Genomic DNA, 16,090 nt, shown 5'->3' with positions numbered 1-16,090 from the left:
GCTCAGATCTTCTGTGCCAGGGACACGGTGAAAATGCCCCACTCATCCACTCGCTGGGTGATCTTGCGAAAGCCGGCGGCTTCCACCAGTTGATCCATTTCCGCCTGGCTGCGGCGGCGCATCACCCAAGCCTGGCCCTGGCGGTGGCTGGTCAGCGCACGGGCGATCAGCTCCAGTTGCGGGTGCCATGGCTGGCCGGTGTAGACCAGATAGCCGCCGGGCTCTACGGCCTCAGCGAGGCCCGCCAGCGAACCGCCGACCATGCCGTTATCGGCAAACAGCTCATACAACCCGGACACCACCGCCAGCGTCGGCTTGGGGTCCAGTGCCGCCAGGTCCAGACGGTCGAATGCGTCACCTTTGACGAACTGCGCAATATCCCCCAGGCCTTTCTCGCGAATCAGCGCGCCACCGTCGCGCACGTTGATGTCGCTGTAGTCGCGCAGCAGGATCGATTCCGGCAGCGGCGACACACCCTGCAAGGCTTCCAGGATGTAGCGGCCATGACCGGCGGCGATATCCACGATACGCACTTCGCGATCTTCTCCACGCAACTTGGCCATCGCCAGGCGCAGGAGTTCCTCCACATTCAGCTTGCGCTGGCGAATGCCGCGCCAGCCGATGGAGTTGAGGTAGTTGGTGTCGATCATCCGCCCCAGCCCGCCCTTGCCGGTGGGCGTGTTGCGGTACACATAGTCCAGGGTGCTGCCGGAGTCGAAACCGGTGTCGAAGCCCAGCTTCACGCCGTCCGACAGGTTCTTGCCCAGGCCCATGCTGGCGCGGGTCATGCGCCAGTACAGGTCGCGCAAGGAGTTGCGCGGTAGTGGCGCGGCGAGGGCTTCGGACTCGGCGCAGGTGGCGCCCAGCTTGTCGGCGTCCAGCAGTGACACGCGGTCCAGCGGGTGTTCGAAGTTCTGCAGGATGAAACGCCGGGCGCTGCTCACCGCAGTGGCGCGGTCGCGTTCGCCGAGGGTGTCGTGGAAGAAACCGGGGAGAATGTGCAGCTCTTTTTTCAGGCTGCCGAGGCGGTCGAAAAATTGCTGCTGGGGTTTGCGGTGCACCACAAAGTCCGAACCCGAGATCAGCAGTTGCGTCGGCACTTGGATCGCCTGGGCATCGGCGACAACCCGGTCGGCCGCTTCGTACAGGCCGAGCAGCACATTCACCGAAATGGCCTTGGTAATCAGCGGATCGCTGTCGTAGGACGCCACGCGCTCCGGGTCATGGCTGAGGAACTTGGCCTTGACGTAACTGTTGACGAAAAAGTTGCCACGGAACTTGCGCATCAGCGCCAGGCCTGGCCGGGCAAATGGCACGTAGAGCTTGACCTTGAACGCGGGGGACGCGAGCACCAGCGCGCGAATCTTCGGCGCGTAGTCGTGCACCCATGTCGCGGCAATCACCGCGCCCACGCTTTGCGCAATGACGGCGAAGTTGTCTTCCTCGATGCCATAGGTGGCGCCGATGTGGTCGCAGAAAGTCTGCACATCGCGGGCGCTGGTGGCGAAGCTGGGGCTGTCACCGCGCTCGCCGGGAGACTGGCCATGCCCACGCGCGTCCCAGGCGAAGCAATCAAACTGCGGCAGGTTCAGCTCATCCACGAGGTGGGCGATACGTCCCGAATGCTCATGGCCGCGATGGAACAACACGATTGCCTTGCGCGGCCCGGTGGTCTCCGTGGCCGGCCAGTGCCGGTAGAAAAGCTCGACGCCGTCGTGGGTACTGAAGGTGTGCTGTTGCTGTTCGCGCATCGCAAAAATCCTTATGCAATCGGTGAGGTTTCTTGTTGTTCTTTGAGGCCCTGACGCACTCGGTTGACCAAGGTGTAGGCGAGCAGGGCGGCCACCAGCCACATCACCGCGTCGACCCAACCCGCGCCCAGCCACCCCAGCGCCACGCCGGTGGCCAGTACGCCGAGCACGAACGCGCGATCGCTTTTGCCCATCGGCCCGTCATAGCGTCGCGATGCGCCCACCATCGGCCCCAGCACGCCGGCGTATTCGCTGAACACCGCCAGTAGCGCCACCAGCAGCACCGGCGCCAGGCCCACGCCGGGGATCAGTGCAAACGGCAGGATCAACGCACTGTCGGCGATCACATCACACAGTTCATTCAGGTAGGCGCCCAGGCGCGACTGTTGGCCGAATTCACGGGCAAGCATGCCGTCGATAGCGTTGAGCGCCATGCGCAGGATCATCCACAGCGGGATCAGCGCAAACAGCCACAGGTGTTGGGCGAAGCTGGCAATCAACAGGCCGACCAGCAAGGAAATCACGCCGGCCAGCACGGTGATTTGGTTGGCGGTGGTGCCATTGTCATAGAGGCGCTGCACAAGAGGGCGCAGCAAGTTTTGAAAACGCGGCTTGAGCTGATAGATCGAAATCATGGGGAGTGACGCTTCCTTGTCCGTGGACCCGCGAAAAACTGTTCTGGAGTGTGCCCGATTCTTCGTGGCCTGCACCAGTGATGGCGCGTGTTTCTGGGGGTTTAGTCACGGTCTGCTTCTAAGCGAACAAAAATTTCACGCCTTGTGTTATATCGTAACTAATTGTGTTCGAGCGGACGTAAGTGGATGCAAGTGGATCTGGAAGCTGACGGCGCTTCGGTGGAAGGCCTTCCGCGTTTTCAACAGGGGCTGTTCCATGCCCGCCGATTGCGCCAGGCCGGTACCAGCCTGACGGTGTTGGCGGTTGCCGGCTGGGTGCTGGCGCTGTTTGTCGCGCTGTTTGCGCCGCTGTCGATCTGGCCGGTGGTGCTGATCAACTGTGCCTCGGCGTTGCTGTTGTTGGTGGCCGGCTTGCAATCGGCGTGGTGGGTGGCGGATTGGCGTGCCCAGGCGTTGGAAGAACCGTCGGCTGATGCGCCGGTTGAAGACGCAAGCCGGTACACGCGCCTTGTGGAGCGTTTTGGCAAACAGATCGGTACGCCGGTGTTGTGGCTCGGCGGCTGGTCGTTGCTGGCGCTGGTCAGCATTGTCGAGTTCTGGAACCTGGCGCTGCCCGCCGCACCGGTCGGTCAATCGGCAAGCATCGGCACCGCGCTGGCGTTGGGATTGGCGTTTGGTTTGCTGGTGTTTGAACGCCGTCTGGCCCAGGAGACCGCCGCGCAATGGCCGGAAGCCTCGCAACTGGCGCAGTTGAGCCGAGTAGCGATTATTTGCCTGGTGGTCAGTGCGGTGTGTCTGCTGTTTGCCGGGGCTAACTCAGTCTGGCCACTGAGGTTGGCTGTGTTGATCGGTTTGCTGCCGGCCTTGGTCTCGCTCGAATTTTTATTAAGAGCCGTGCTGTCCCTGTTCAGCCCACGCCAGCCACGCCTCGAGCCTCGCCTGATGGCGCAAAGCTTTATCGCCGGATTGTTACGCTGGCCGCCGCAACCCTTGCTCGCGCTGCAGCATGAATTGCACAACCGCTTCGGCATCGACTTGCGCCAGATCTGGGCATTTACCTACATGCGCCGGGCGTTCCTGCCGGTGTTGCTGGTGGTACTGGCGGTAGGCTGGGCGCTCACTGGCGTGCACGAAGTGCCCCTGCAAGGCCGTGGGATCTATGAACGTTTCGGCAAGCCGGTGCAGGTCTTCGGCCCTGGCTTGCATGCGGGATTGCCATGGCCATTGGGACGCGTGATCAGTGTGGAAAACGGCGTGGTGCATGAACTGGCCACCAGCGTCAGCGAAGCCGCTACACCGGAGCTGGCGCCTGCCGAAGGCCCGGCCCCGCTGATCGCCAACCGTTTGTGGGACGCCAGCCATGTGAATGACAAATCCCAGGTGATCGCCAGCAGCAGCGGCGACAAACAGAGCTTCCAGATCGTCAATATGGATGTGCGGTTCGTCTACCGCATCGGCCTCACCGACCAGGCCGCGCTCGCCGCCACCTATAACAGCGCGGACGTGCCGACGCTGATCCGCAGCACCGCCAGCCGCATCCTTGTGCATGACTTCGCCTCGCGCACCCTCGACGAATTGCTCGGCGAACAACGCACCCGCCTGGCCGAGGAAATCGGCCGCGCCGTGCAGGCCGACCTGCAAAAGCTCGACAGCGGCGTGGAAATCCTCGCCACGGTGGTAGAGGCGATCCACCCGCCGGCCGGTGCCGCCAACGCTTACCACGGTGTGCAGGCTGCACAGATCGGCGCCCAGGCCCTGATCTCCCGCGAACGCGGCGCGGCCAGTGAGCAAACCAACCAGGCGTTGCTGCAAGCCAGCACCGCCCGCGACCAGGCCACGGCCACGGCCCGCGAAGTGAACGCGGGCGCGCAAGCGGCCAACCTGCGCTTCACCGCCGAACAAAAGGCCTACGCCACCGCCGGGCAGGCATTCGTGCTGGAACAGTACCTCGGCCAACTCAGCCAGGGCCTGGCCCACGCCAAGCTGCTGATTCTGGATCATCGCCTGGGTGCCGACGGCGCGCCGACGATCGATCTGCGTTCTTTTACCTTGCCGGCCGATCCTTCGGTGCCGCGTAAAGCCGTTCAATAAGGAGTCTGTCTGTTGAGCGCTCATTCTCACGATCACGGTCATCATCACGGCCATCACCACCACCATCATCACGGTGACGAACAAGCGGCCGGCCCGTTCCCCTGGCGGCGTATGGCCTGGGCGCTGTTGCTGGTGCTGTTTGCGGTCGCTGCCGCCAGCCTGGTGCAGGTGCGTTCCGGCGAGGCCACGGTGATTACCCGTTTCGGTAACCCGTCGCGGGTGTTGTTGGAACCGGGCTTGGGCTGGCGTTGGCCGGCGCCGTTCGAAGCGGCGATCCCGGTGGATTTGCGCCTGCGCACCACCTCCAGTGGTTTGCAGGATGTGGGCACCCGCGATGGCCTGCGGATTATCGTGCAGGCCTATGTGGCCTGGCAGGTGCAGGGCGACGCAGACAACGTGCAGCGTTTCATGCGCGCTGTGCAGAACCAGCCGGATGAAGCGGCGCGGCAGATTCGTACCTTCGTGGGTTCGGCGCTGGAAACCACGGCCGCCAGCTTCGACCTGTCCAGCCTGATCAACACCGATGCCAGCCAGGTGCGCATCGCTGATTTCGAAGCGCAGTTGCGCCAGCAGATTGATCAACAATTGCTCACCACCTATGGCGTGCGCGTGGCCCAGATCGGCGTTGAACGCCTGACCTTGCCATCCGTCACCCTCACGGCCACCGTCGACCGTATGCGCGCTGAGCGTGAAACCATCGCCACCGAACGAACCGCCGTGGGCAAGCGTGAAGCCGCGCAGATCCGCTCCGCCGCCGAGCGTGATGCGCGCATCGTGCAGGCCGATGCCACGGTGAAGGCTGCCGATATCGAGGCCCAGTCGCGGGTCGAAGCGGCGCAGATTTATGGCCGCGCCTACGCGGGTAATCCACAGCTATACAACCTGCTGCGCTCTCTGGATACCTTGGGCACTGTGGTCACGCCAGGCACCAAGATCATCCTGCGCACCGACGCGGCGCCGTTCCGCGCCTTGGTGGACGGGCCGAAGGACGTCCAGCCATGACCGAGCGTGACAGCCCGGACAGCCCCTGGATCCAGGCCGGGCGCCTGACCTTCCTGGCGTTGTACGCGGTGACGGTATTGGCGGCGTTGGCCTGGGCGTTTTCCAATGTGCGCCAGATCGACCCGCAGAACCGTGCGGTGGTCCTGCATTTTGGCGCACTAGACCGTATCCAGAATGCCGGACTCTTGCTGGCATGGCCGCAGCCGTTCGAGCAGGTGGTGCTGCTACCGGCAGCTGATCGCGTGATCGAACGCCGGGTGGAGAACCTGCTGCGCTCCGACGCGGCGCTCCAGGCCGACCGTGTAGCCAGCTTCGCCACGCCCTTGAGTGATGCGCTGGCCGGTTCCGGTTACCTGCTGACCGGCGATGCCGGCGTGGTGCAACTGGATGTGCGGGTGTTCTACAAAGTCACTGACCCCTATGCCTTTGTGTTGCAGGGCGATCATGTGCTGCCGGCCCTGGATCGACTGGTGACGCGCAGCGCGGTAGCCCTCACCGCGGCGCGGGACTTGGACACGATTCTGGTGGCGCGACCTGAACTGATCGGCACCGACAATGGCGCCGCCGAGCGCCGTGAGCGGTTGCGTGGCGACTTGGTGCAAGGCATCAACAAGCGCCTGGTGGAATTGGCTTCCACAGGCTTGGGATTGGGTATCCAAGTGACCCGTGTCGATGTGCAATCGAGCCTGCCGGGCCCGGCAGTCAATGCCTTCAACGCCGTGCTGACGGCCAGCCAACAAGCCGACAAGGCCGTGGCCAACGCGCGTACCGACGCGGAAAAACTCACCCAGACCGCGACCCAGCAGGCCGACCGCCTGGTGCAAGTCGCCCACGCCCAGGCCAGCGAACGCCTGGCCAACGCCCAGGCGCAAACCGCAACCGTTGCCAGCCTGGCCCAAGTTAAAGACCCGGGTTTGCTGCTGCGTCTGTACCGCGAGCGCTTGCCGAAAATTCTCGGCCAGGCCGGTTCCGTGACCACGGTCGATCCTAAAGACGACTCCCGTTTGATCATCCAGGGAGCCGAACAATGAGCGCACCCATGCTGACCTCCGCCGAACAGCGCAGCGCTGCCCGGCAATTGACCCTTGCCATGCTGGCCTTGGGTTTGCTGGTGCTGGGCCTGGTATGGCGCTGGCTGGCGCCGGACCAGACCGGCGTGAGCCAACTGCTGCTGGGCGTCGCGTCGTTGCTGGTGGCGGTGCCGGTGATGCGTTCGGCCTGGTACAGCCTGCGGTTTCCGAGCCTGCATGGCATCACCGATCAACTGATCGCCCTGGCGATGCTCGGTGCCTGGGCGACAGGGGACCTGCTGACGGCGGCGTTGCTGCCGATCATCATGATCTTCGGCCATGTGCTGGAAGAGCGCAGCGTGATCGGTTCGCAGGAAGCGATCCATGCGTTGGGCAAACTGACGCGCAGCCATGCGCGGTTGGTGCAGGCCGACGGCAGCATTGTTGAAGTGGATAACGGCACGCTGAATACCGGTGATGTGGTCGAGGTGCGGGCCGGTGACCGGGTGCCCGCCGATGGCGTGGTGTTGTCGGGCCAGGCGAGCCTGGACACGGCGCCGATTACCGGTGAGTCGGTGCCGTTGGAAGCCAGTGTGGGTGTGCAGGTGTTTGGCGGGGCGATCAACCTGGATGGCTTGCTGCGCCTGCAAGTGACGCGCACGGGCAATGAGTCCACCTTGGGCAAGGTGATTGCGCTGATGCAGAACGCCGAGCGGTCAAAACCGCCGATCACGCGGCTGCTGGAACGCTATGCGGGCAGCTATATGGTGCTGGTGTTGTTGCTGGCGGCGGTGACCTGGTTTGTAACCAACGACGCCCAGGCGATGCTCGCGGTGCTGGTGGCGGCGTGCCCGTGCGCGTTGGTGCTGTCGGCACCGGCCACGGCGATTGCCGGGATCGCGGTGGCGGCGCGGCATGGGATTCTGATTCGCAGCTCGGCGTTTCTGGAGGAGCTGGCGGACCTGACCTCGTTGGTGGTCGACAAGACCGGGACGCTGACCTTCGGCACCCTGCGCCTGCAATCCATCGAAACCACCGCGCCGGATCGGCAAGTGCTGCTCAATCTGGCAGCCAGCCTGGGCTCGGCGAGCAGCCATCCGGTCAGCCGCGCGTTGGCGGGGTTGGCAACGCAGGAACAACTGCTGGCGTTGACGGATATTCGTGAGCGCCAGGGGCTGGGCGTCGTGGCGCAGACCGATCAGGGCGAAGCGGCCTTGGGTCGGCCGGAGTTGTTCGAGCAACTGGGCATCGTCACCACCGTTGTACCGAACCACGATGGCCCCATCGCCGGGCTGGCGCTGAATGGGCAGTTCCTCGCCTGGTTGCTGCTGGCCGACAGCGTGAAGCCGGAGGCTCGCCAGGCCCTGCAAGAACTGCGTGACCTCGGTCTCGGTCGCCAACTGCTGCTTACCGGCGATCGTCAAAGCGTGGCCAACAGCCTGGCGCTGGAGGTAGGCATCAGCGATGTCGAAGCCCAGGCCCTGCCGGAGGACAAGCTCAACCGCGTGTTGGGTGAGATCGGCAGCGGCTTCCGTCCGATGGTGGTAGGCGACGGCATCAACGATTCCCTGGCGCTCAAGGCCGGTGTGGTCGGCGTGGCCATGGGCGCGGGCGGGGCGGATATTGCCTTGGCGTCGGCGGACGTGGTGCTGATCGGCAGCGACCTGCGGCGCCTGGGCACCTGTGTGCGCTTGAGTCGCCAGTGCCGGCAGACCTTGCAGGTCAACGTGATCATCGGCCTGGGTTGGACCTTGGCCATTGTCGTGTTTGCCGCGTTTGGCTGGTTGGGTGCGGCGGGCGCCATGATTGCAGCGGTGTTGCATAACCTCAGCACCTTGCTGGTACTGGGCAACGCCGGGCGATTACTGCGTTTTCAGGAACCGCTTTTGAAGCTTGAGGAATAATTTTCAGAAATTTTTGTACAGCGCTGTAACGCGCATGAGGGACCTCACTCTAGTGGTGTGTCGAGACTGAACAATCCGTTCAGACCGACACCCTTACTGATCTCTGAGGACTACAAAAATGAACATCAAAAACGCCGTTTCCGGTGCTGCTCTGGCCATCGCTGCCGCCACCATGTTTGCCGGTGTCGCCACCCAGGTACAGGCCGCCGACGCTACTGTTCATTGCTACGGCGTGACCTCCTGCAAAGGCATGAACGACTGCAAGACCGCCGAGAACGCCTGCAAAGGTCAGGCTGTCTGCAAGGGGCATGGCTTCAAGGCGATGACCAAGGCTGCCTGCGATGCTGCTGGCGGAAAAGTCGGCGAGTAATCGCTAGCCGAGTGCAACCGCAGCGGACCTTCAAGCCGCTGCGGACACTTTCCAGGAGTCCACATGCCTACCTCTTTCTCCTCTCTGGGTTACGGCCTGGGTTTACGCAACGAATACTATGAGCAGATCCTTGCGCAATCCCCTGCGGTGGATTGGTTCGAAGTGATCTCCGAGAATTACCTGGTCCAGGGCGGTAAAGCCTTGTATTACCTGGATGCGATAGCCGAGCGTTACCCCTTGGTCATGCACGGTGTCTCCCTGTCCATCGGCGGGCCGCATGCCCTTGATACCGATTACCTGAAGCAGATCAAACAGCTCGCCGAGCGTATCCAGCCGGCGTGGGTTTCCGATCACCTGTGCTGGAGCCGCGGCAGCGCCCACCAGTTGCATGACCTGCTGCCGCTGCCTTACACCGAAGAAAGCCTCTACCACGTGGCCGCCCGTGTGCGCCAAGTGCAGGACGTGCTGCAACGCCCATTGGTGCTGGAAAACGTCTCCAGTTACGTGCGTTCGAAAGCGGACGAATTCACCGAATGGGAATTCCTCAATGCCCTGGCCCACCTGTCGGGCTGCCAGCTGTTGCTGGACGTTAACAATGTGTATGTCAGCTCGCGCAATCATGGTTTTGACGCCTGGACGTTTATTCGCAACCTGCCATCGGAAAGCATTCGACAGCTACACTTGGCGGGGCATATGGACTACGGCGACTACGTAGTCGACACCCATGACCATCCCGTGTGTGATCCGGTGTGGGCGCTTTATCAACAGACGCTTGAGTACCTGGGACCTGTGTCGACGCTACTGGAGCGGGACGACCATTTCCCACCCTTTGAAGAGCTGCTCACCGAGCTGAGCAAGGCCCGTGAACTGGGCGCGACGGTCCTGGCCAGGAGGCCGTTATGCGCCTGACCGATTGGCAGTTGGCCTTCGAACAACATCTATTAGCCGACACACCGAGTGCCCGCAGTGACTTCGCCGCCACGTTGCTGGGCGGACCGACGCTGGATGTGGACACGGGCCTGGCGATTTACCACAACGCCTACCTCTCACGGTTGCAAGAAGTCTTGCGGCATGACTTCAGTGCCGTCCTTTATTGGCTGGGTGATGACGAGTTTGCCGCGTTGACCGAGGCCTACCTGCGCCGCTACCCCTCGGCTCATTACAGCCTGCGCTGGCTGGGCGAGCGTTTTCCGGCGTTTATCCTTGAGCATCTGGTGGCGGAGCAGAGTGCGCCATTGGCGGAGCTAGCGCGTTTGGAATGGGCGTTTACCCTGGCATTTGATGCGCCGCAGGGCGAACCGCTGACGCTGAACGACATGGCGTCGTTACCGCCGGAGGCGTGGCCGGTGTTGCAGGTTTCCCTGGCGCCGACGGTGCAACCGCTGCTGTGCCAGTTCAACAGCGTAGCGATCTGGCGCGCCAGTAAGGACGAATCCGACTTTCCCGACAGCCAGGCACTGGCCCCGGCGCAGACGTGCCTGGTGTGGCGCCATCAGAATGTCTGCCATTACCGTAGCCTGGAGCCCGCCGAAGCCTCTGCCTTGACAGGAATGGCGACCACCGGTTGGAGCTTTGCCGAACTGTGCGCCGAGTTGGCAGTCACTCATGCAGAGGGTGCGCCACTGCAGGCCGTCACATGGCTGAAGCAGTGGGTCCAGGACGGGTTGCTCGAACGTCGAGCCCCATAGAGGAGCGCTATCAAATCGATAGCCTCCTACTTTGTCTTTGGATGGTCTAACCTCTCAGCAGACGTCTGAAACAAGGGGGGACTACTCATGCTCGCGCAACTTCCACCGGCCTTACAGAATCTTCAGCTACCGCTGCGTCTTCGACTCTGGGACGGCCATGAATTCAACTTGGGCCCCGAGCCCAGTGTGACCATCGTGGTCAAGGACCCCACGGTTGTCAGCCAACTGACCCATCCCACGCTCAACTCACTGGGCGAAGCCTTCGTCGAGGGCAAATTGGAGCTGGAAGGCTCCATTTCCGAGGTCATCCGGGTATGTGACGAATTGAGTCACGCCCTGATCGAGGATGACGAGGGGAGTCGTCCGGTGCGCTCGATCCACGACAAGGCCACCGACGCAGCGGCCATTTCCTACCATTACGACCTGTCCAACGATTTCTACCAGCTGTGGCTGGACCAGGACATGGTGTACTCCTGCGGTTATTTCGAAACCGGCAGCGAATCCATCGACCAGGCCCAACAAGACAAATTCCGCCACCTGTGCCGCAAGCTGCGGCTGCAGCCGGGCGAGTATCTGCTGGATGTCGGTTGTGGTTGGGGCGGGTTGGCGCGGTTTGCCGCGCGGGAGTTCGGGGTCAAGGTGTTTGGCATCACCCTGAGCAAGGAGCAGTTGGCGCTGGCCCGGGAACGCGTAAAAGCTGAAGGCCTGGAAGACCAGGTGGACCTGCAACTGCTCGACTACCGTGACCTGCCGCAAGACGGCCGTTTCGATAAAATTGTCAGCGTGGGCATGTTCGAACACGTCGGCCACGCTAACCTGGCGGAGTACTGCAAGACCCTGTTCGGCGCTGTGCGCGAAGGCGGCCTGGTGATGAACCACGGCATCACCGCCAAGCACACCGATGGTCGCCCTGTGGGCCGTGGCGCCGGGGAGTTCATCGAGCGTTACGTGTTCCCCAACGGCGAGCTGCCACACCTGGCGATGATGACGGCCGAGATCAGCGAAGTCGGGCTGGAAGTGGTCGACGTCGAAAGCCTGCGCCTGCACTACGCGCGCACCCTGGACCATTGGAGCGAGCGCCTGGAAGACAACCTGGAAGCGGCGGCGAAAATGGTGCCGGAGCAAGCGTTGCGCATCTGGCGGCTGTACTTGGCGGGTTGCGCGTATGCGTTTGCCCGGGGCTGGATCAACCTGCACCAGATTCTGGCGGTGAAACCCCATGCCGATGGCAGCCATGACCTGCCGTGGACACGGGAAGATATCTACCGCTGATTATTGAAAACACTGTAGGAGCTGGCTTGCCGGCGATTGCGTGGTGTCAGCCGACTGATTCGGTACTGATACACCGCCATCGCTGGCAAGCCAGCTCCTACAGTGGGTATTGGGTTGTTTGTTAGAGAATCGGTGAAATAAGCCGCGCAACCCGCATGCCCAGTTGCTGAAGGCGACGGGTTTCGCGGCTTTCTTCTTGGCTGACTTCATGGGCCAGGGCGAAGTCGCCCAGCAGCATGTGCTCGACTTCCTTGGCGAAGGCCTCGTCGACCGTCAGCAACATCACTTCGAAATTCAACCGGAACGAACGGTTGTCCATGTTCGCACTGCCGATAGCGGCGATTTCGTCGTCTACCAACACCACCTTCTGATGCAGGAAGCCCGGCATATAGCGGAACACCCGCACGCCGGCGCGCACGGCTTCGATTGCGTACAGGCTGGACGCGGCGTAGACGATGCGGTGATCGGGCCGTGAAGGCAGCAGCAGACGCACGTCGACACCGCGCAGCACGGCCAGGCGCAGGGCCGAGAACACCGCTTCGTCGGGGATGAAGTAGGGGCTGGTGATCCATACCCGCTCCGTCGCTGCGTGGATGGCTTCGACGAAGAACAGTGAGCAGGTTTCATAGGGGTCGGCCGGACCGCTGGCGAGCAATTGGCAGAGCACGCCGTCTTCCGGGTAGGCGTCCGGCAATATCAGCGGCGGTAGTTCGCGCGCGGCCCAAAACCAGTCTTCGGCAAACGATTCCTGCAAGCACGCCACAACCGGGCCGGTCACCTGCACATGGGTATCGCGCCATGGTGCCAGTGGTGGTTTCTTGCCCAGGTATTCATCGCCGACGTTATGCCCGCCGACAAATCCGGTAATACCGTCCACCACCACGATCTTGCGATGGTTGCGGAAGTTGACCTGAAAGCGATTGAGCCAGCCGCTGCGGGTGGCGAAGGCTTTGACGTTCACCCCGGCGTCGCGCAGCGATTGCACATAACGATGGGGCAGGGCATGGCTGCCGATGCGGTCATACAGCACGTAGATGGAGACGCCTTCTGCGGCCTTTTCCTTCAACAGGGCGTGCAACTGCCTGCCAAGTTCGTCGTCATGAATGATGAAGAACTGGAACAGCGCCGCCGTCTTGGCGCTGCGGATTGCCGCGAAGATCGCACTGAAGGTAGCGTCGCCATTGATCAGTAAACGCACTTCGTTGTTGGCCAGGCACGGCATGCGGCCCAGCTTGGGCATGGCGCGCAGCGAAGCGTAGGCGCTGGAGTTGCGTGCCGCCAAGGCTTCTTCGACCCATGGGCGCCAGTTCAGCTCGGTGATGGCGGTGTGCATTTCCTGGTTGGCCTGGCGACGGGCCTGGATGTAGGCGTCGAACGTGCTGCGGCCGAAGATCAGGTACGGGATCAGCGTGAGGTAGGGCATGAACATCAGCGACAAGGCCCAGGCGATTGAGCCTTGGGCGGTCCTGACGGTCAGCACCGCGTGGATCGCGGCGAGGGTCCCGAGAAAATGCAGCGTGGCGATTAAGTAGGCGAGCAGGTGCGGGCCAAAGAAATCCATGGACGACGTTACTCCAGGCAATCCAAGTGCCTAACAGACCATGTCTGGTCAGGAATGTCGCTATTTTATTTGCCGTGCAACCCTGGCACCTTTGCGGCGTCTAACGCCCAACATTACCCTGGAGTTACCCGATGAATGCTCGTCTGCTGTCTTTGGCCATGATGATTGGTGTGTCGCTGCCGGTGGCGGCGCAGGCGCAGATGCTGGCGCCGGGCTTGTGGGAACTGACCACCAGCAATATGAAAGTCGATAACCAGGACCTGCCGGACCTGTCGCTGATCCTCGGTCAGCTCAAGCAACAGATGACCCCGGAACAACGCGCCATGCTCGAAAAACAAGGCATCACTATGGCCGGTAAAGGTGTGCAGGTGTGCCTGACTCCGGCGCAGGTCGCCTCCGATTCGATCCCGCTGACCGACCCGCAATCGGGCTGCAAGCAGGAAGTGACGGACAAGACCGGCAACCAGTGGAAATTCCGTTTCAGTTGCCCGAAAGCCCAAGGCACTGGCGTAGCAACTTTCCAGAGCCAGAAAGAATTCACCACCACCGTCAACGGCACCTTCAATGCCACCGGCATTCAGCAGAAGGGCAGCCTGGACAGCCATGCCCAATGGCTGGGCAACGATTGCGGGACGGTCAAGCCTCGCGCTTGAGCCTTTCGCACAGGGCTTCGACACTCATCTGACCGAGGTCTTCCCCCAGGCGGCTACGCAGGCTGACGTAGCCGCCGGCTTCTTCCCTCTCGCCAACAATCACCAGATACGGCACTTCATGCAGGCTGTGCTCGCGCATCTTGTAGCTGACCTTCTCGTTGCGTCGGTCCACCACCGCCCGTATACCCACACGTCTCAATGCTTCACAGACCTGCTGGCCGAAGTCAGCCTGGCTTTCACTCAGGGTGAGCACCGCCGCCTGCTGGCTGGCCCAACAGGTGCCGTAAATGCGTTGCTGCGACGCGTTGATGGTGACCTTGGTCAGCTTGAAGGCTCGGATCACACCGGTGCTGGGCACATGAAGACCGTGACATAGGGCTTCAAAATCGCCCAGGCGCCGCACCGAATGATTGGTGTTCGCCAAATGGCGCATGCGTGCTTCGATCTGTTCAAGGTCGACCGGTGTGAAGGCGCGTTCGTAGGCCAAGTCGTAGAAGAAACCATCGTCGATGGGCGACCCGGCTGTCAGTTGAGCGATAGGAAACAGTTGCTGAGTGGCCATCGCCAACAGACTCGCGCAGGAGCGTCGCAGAATCTCCAGCCCCTCGGGATCCTGGGTGGTGATGATCTGGAGCCGGGCGTCCTGCTCTAGTAGGTGTTCGCAGCCCACCAGCACACCGTCAACGCGGCCGGCGACCGACGTCTTGGCCAGCCCCACGCCGATGCTGGCAGCAACTTCGTAAACCGACAGCGCCTCGTCGTACTCGCGTTGCGTGCCGTCTGGCAAGGTGATGCGGATCATCGCCGTCGTCTCTAACGCAGGAAATGCAAAGGTAATCCTTGGCAGCTGTCGATTACCTGACCGTTATGAAAAGCCAAGTGGCCGGAAACCAGGGTGGTGCTGACACTGTGACGAAAACTGCGGTCGGCGAAGGGCGTCCAGCCGCAGCGGGCCAGGATCGGTTGGCTGCTGACCGGCTTGCCCTCGGGCTCGGGTTTGATCAGCACCAGGTCGGCCCAATAACCTTCACGCAGATAGCCGCGATCGGGGATGGCGAACAGGTCGGCGACGCGGTGGCTGGTTTTTGCGACCAGCGTGGTCAGCGGCAGCAGCCCATCGGCCACCAGCTCCAGCAGCGCCGGCAGCGCGTGCTGCACCAGGGGCAATCCCGACGGCGCCTCGCGATAAGCCAACTGTTTTTGCGCCCAGGTATGCGGCGCGTGGTCGCTGCCGATCACGTCCAGGCGGTCGCTCAGCAACGCCAGGCGCAGGGCGTCACGGTCGGCGCGGGTCTTGATCGCCGGATTGCATTTGATCTGGTGGCCGAGGCGATGATAGTCACGATCATCGAACAGCAGGTGGTGCAGGCAGACCTCGGCGGTGATGCGTTTTTCGGCAAGGGGCTTGTCTTCGAACAGCGCCAGTTCGCGGGCGCTGGTCAGGTGCAGCACATGCAGACGGGTGCCATGGCGCTTGGCCAATTCCACGGCAAAGGATGACGAGCGATAGCACGCCTCGGCATCTCGGATCAGCGGGTGCGCGACGGCGGGGATGTGCTCGCCGAAACGCTCGCGCAGGCGCAGCTCGTTGGCCTGGATGCTCGGCGTGTGTTCGCAATGGGCCAGCAGGATGGTGGGCACTTCGGCGAACAGGCGTTCCAGGATCCGAGGGTCGTCCACCAGCATATTGCCGGTTGAAGCGCCCATGAACACTTTGACTCCGGCCACCTCGCGCGGGTCGAGGGCGGCGACGGTGTCGAGGTTGTCGTTGCTCACGCCGAAATGAAAGCCATAGTTGGCCACCGAGTGCAGGGCGGCGCGGCGTTTCTTGTCGGCCAGGGCGTCCAGGTCGAGGGTGGCCGGGTGGGTGTTGGGCATGTCCATGAAGCTGGTGATACCACCGGCTACCGCTGCGCGGGATTCGCTGTAGAAACTGCCTTTGTCTGGCGCGCCAGGTTCGCGAAAATGTACTTGGTCATCGATCATGCCGGGCAGCAGCCAGTGACCTTGGGCGTCAATGGCGACGGGCGCGTTGCTGTCCTGGATGCTGCTGGCGATCTTTTCGATACGACCATTGGCGACCAATACATCGGCGTCGAATTCCTGGCCTTCGTTCACCAGGCGGGCGTTGCGGATCAGCAGGCGGCTCATGG

14 protein-coding genes are annotated in these 16,090 nt (G+C 62.5%); 9 read left to right on the top strand and 5 right to left on the bottom strand.

Annotated elements, in window-relative coordinates; translation table 11 throughout:
- Positions 1-2: 2 nt before the first annotated feature.
- Together U367_RS0121570 and U367_RS0121565 are read right to left on the bottom strand one after the other, a co-directional pair.
- Positions 3-1,751: a bifunctional alpha/beta hydrolase/class I SAM-dependent methyltransferase gene (locus tag U367_RS0121570; RefSeq protein ID WP_028618567.1), complete on the bottom strand. Its 1,749-nt coding sequence runs from the start codon at positions 1,749-1,751 to the stop codon at positions 3-5.
- An 11-nt stretch (positions 1,752-1,762) separates the two neighbouring features.
- Positions 1,763-2,386, bottom strand: coding sequence for a CDP-alcohol phosphatidyltransferase family protein (locus U367_RS0121565; RefSeq protein ID WP_028618566.1), 624 nt, complete (start codon positions 2,384-2,386; stop codon positions 1,763-1,765).
- 186 nt (positions 2,387-2,572) lie between these two features.
- On the opposite strand from U367_RS0121565, the gene hflK (U367_RS0121560) reads away from it, so the two are divergent.
- From hflK (U367_RS0121560) to cfaB, 8 genes are all read left to right on the top strand, one after another.
- Entirely contained in the window at positions 2,573-4,477 is a 1,905-nt protein-coding gene (gene hflK, locus U367_RS0121560; RefSeq protein ID WP_028618565.1) for a protease modulator HflK, read from the top strand.
- Positions 4,478-4,489: 12 nt separating this feature from the next.
- Positions 4,490-5,479 (top strand): protease modulator HflC, encoded by a 990-nt coding sequence (gene hflC, locus U367_RS0121555; protein WP_028618564.1) that lies wholly within the window; start codon positions 4,490-4,492, stop codon positions 5,477-5,479.
- The gene (gene hflK, locus U367_RS0121550; RefSeq protein WP_028618563.1) at positions 5,476-6,510 is read left to right on the top strand and encodes a protease modulator HflK; all 1,035 of its coding nucleotides are present in this window, start codon (positions 5,476-5,478) and stop codon (positions 6,508-6,510) included. The genes hflC and hflK (U367_RS0121550) overlap by 4 nt, the downstream gene beginning before the upstream one ends.
- On the top strand, positions 6,507-8,393 hold the full coding sequence (locus U367_RS0121545) for a cation-translocating P-type ATPase (protein ID WP_028618562.1): 1,887 nt from the start codon (positions 6,507-6,509) through the stop codon (positions 8,391-8,393). The genes hflK (U367_RS0121550) and U367_RS0121545 overlap by 4 nt, the downstream gene beginning before the upstream one ends.
- Positions 8,394-8,511: 118 nt before the next feature.
- Entirely contained in the window at positions 8,512-8,763 is a 252-nt protein-coding gene (gene bufA2, locus U367_RS0121540) for a BufA2 family periplasmic bufferin-type metallophore (RefSeq protein WP_028618561.1), read from the top strand.
- Between the two features lie 63 nt (positions 8,764-8,826).
- Positions 8,827-9,672, top strand: coding sequence for an MNIO family bufferin maturase (bufB, locus tag U367_RS0121535; protein ID WP_028618560.1), 846 nt, complete (start codon positions 8,827-8,829; stop codon positions 9,670-9,672).
- Positions 9,663-10,451: an HvfC/BufC N-terminal domain-containing protein gene (locus U367_RS0121530; RefSeq protein WP_028618559.1), complete on the top strand. Its 789-nt coding sequence runs from the start codon at positions 9,663-9,665 to the stop codon at positions 10,449-10,451. The genes bufB and U367_RS0121530 overlap by 10 nt, the downstream gene beginning before the upstream one ends.
- Positions 10,452-10,538: 87 nt before the next feature.
- The gene (gene cfaB, locus U367_RS0121525; protein ID WP_028618558.1) at positions 10,539-11,723 is read left to right on the top strand and encodes a C17 cyclopropane fatty acid synthase CfaB; all 1,185 of its coding nucleotides are present in this window, start codon (positions 10,539-10,541) and stop codon (positions 11,721-11,723) included.
- Positions 11,724-11,844: 121 nt separating this feature from the next.
- On the opposite strand, the gene cls is transcribed toward cfaB, so the two are convergent.
- Positions 11,845-13,284 carry a cardiolipin synthase gene (cls, locus tag U367_RS0121520; RefSeq protein ID WP_028618557.1) on the bottom strand — a complete coding sequence of 480 codons (1,440 nt, stop codon included), beginning with the start codon at positions 13,282-13,284 and terminating at the stop codon, positions 11,845-11,847.
- Positions 13,285-13,415: 131 nt separating this feature from the next.
- Between cls and U367_RS0121515 the strand changes: the two genes are divergently transcribed.
- Positions 13,416-13,937, top strand: a complete 522-nt coding sequence (locus tag U367_RS0121515) for a DUF3617 domain-containing protein (protein WP_016978689.1) — start codon at positions 13,416-13,418, stop codon at positions 13,935-13,937.
- Here U367_RS0121515 and U367_RS0121510 read toward each other — a convergent pair.
- Positions 13,921-14,739 carry a His/Gly/Thr/Pro-type tRNA ligase C-terminal domain-containing protein gene (locus U367_RS0121510; protein ID WP_028618556.1) on the bottom strand — a complete coding sequence of 273 codons (819 nt, stop codon included), beginning with the start codon at positions 14,737-14,739 and terminating at the stop codon, positions 13,921-13,923. The two genes, U367_RS0121515 and U367_RS0121510, sit on opposite strands and share 17 nt — an antisense overlap.
- An 11-nt stretch (positions 14,740-14,750) precedes the next feature.
- On the bottom strand, positions 14,751-16,088 hold the full coding sequence (locus U367_RS0121505; protein ID WP_028618555.1) for a dihydroorotase: 1,338 nt from the start codon (positions 16,086-16,088) through the stop codon (positions 14,751-14,753).
- Between the last annotated feature and the right edge of the window lie 2 nt (positions 16,089-16,090).

Source organism: Pseudomonas canadensis (assembly GCF_000503215.1).
GTDB classification, from domain to species: domain Bacteria; phylum Pseudomonadota; class Gammaproteobacteria; order Pseudomonadales; family Pseudomonadaceae; genus Aquipseudomonas; species Aquipseudomonas canadensis.
The sequence above is the reverse complement of the archived record's forward strand: the minus strand, read 5'-3'. Positions and strand labels throughout refer to the sequence as shown.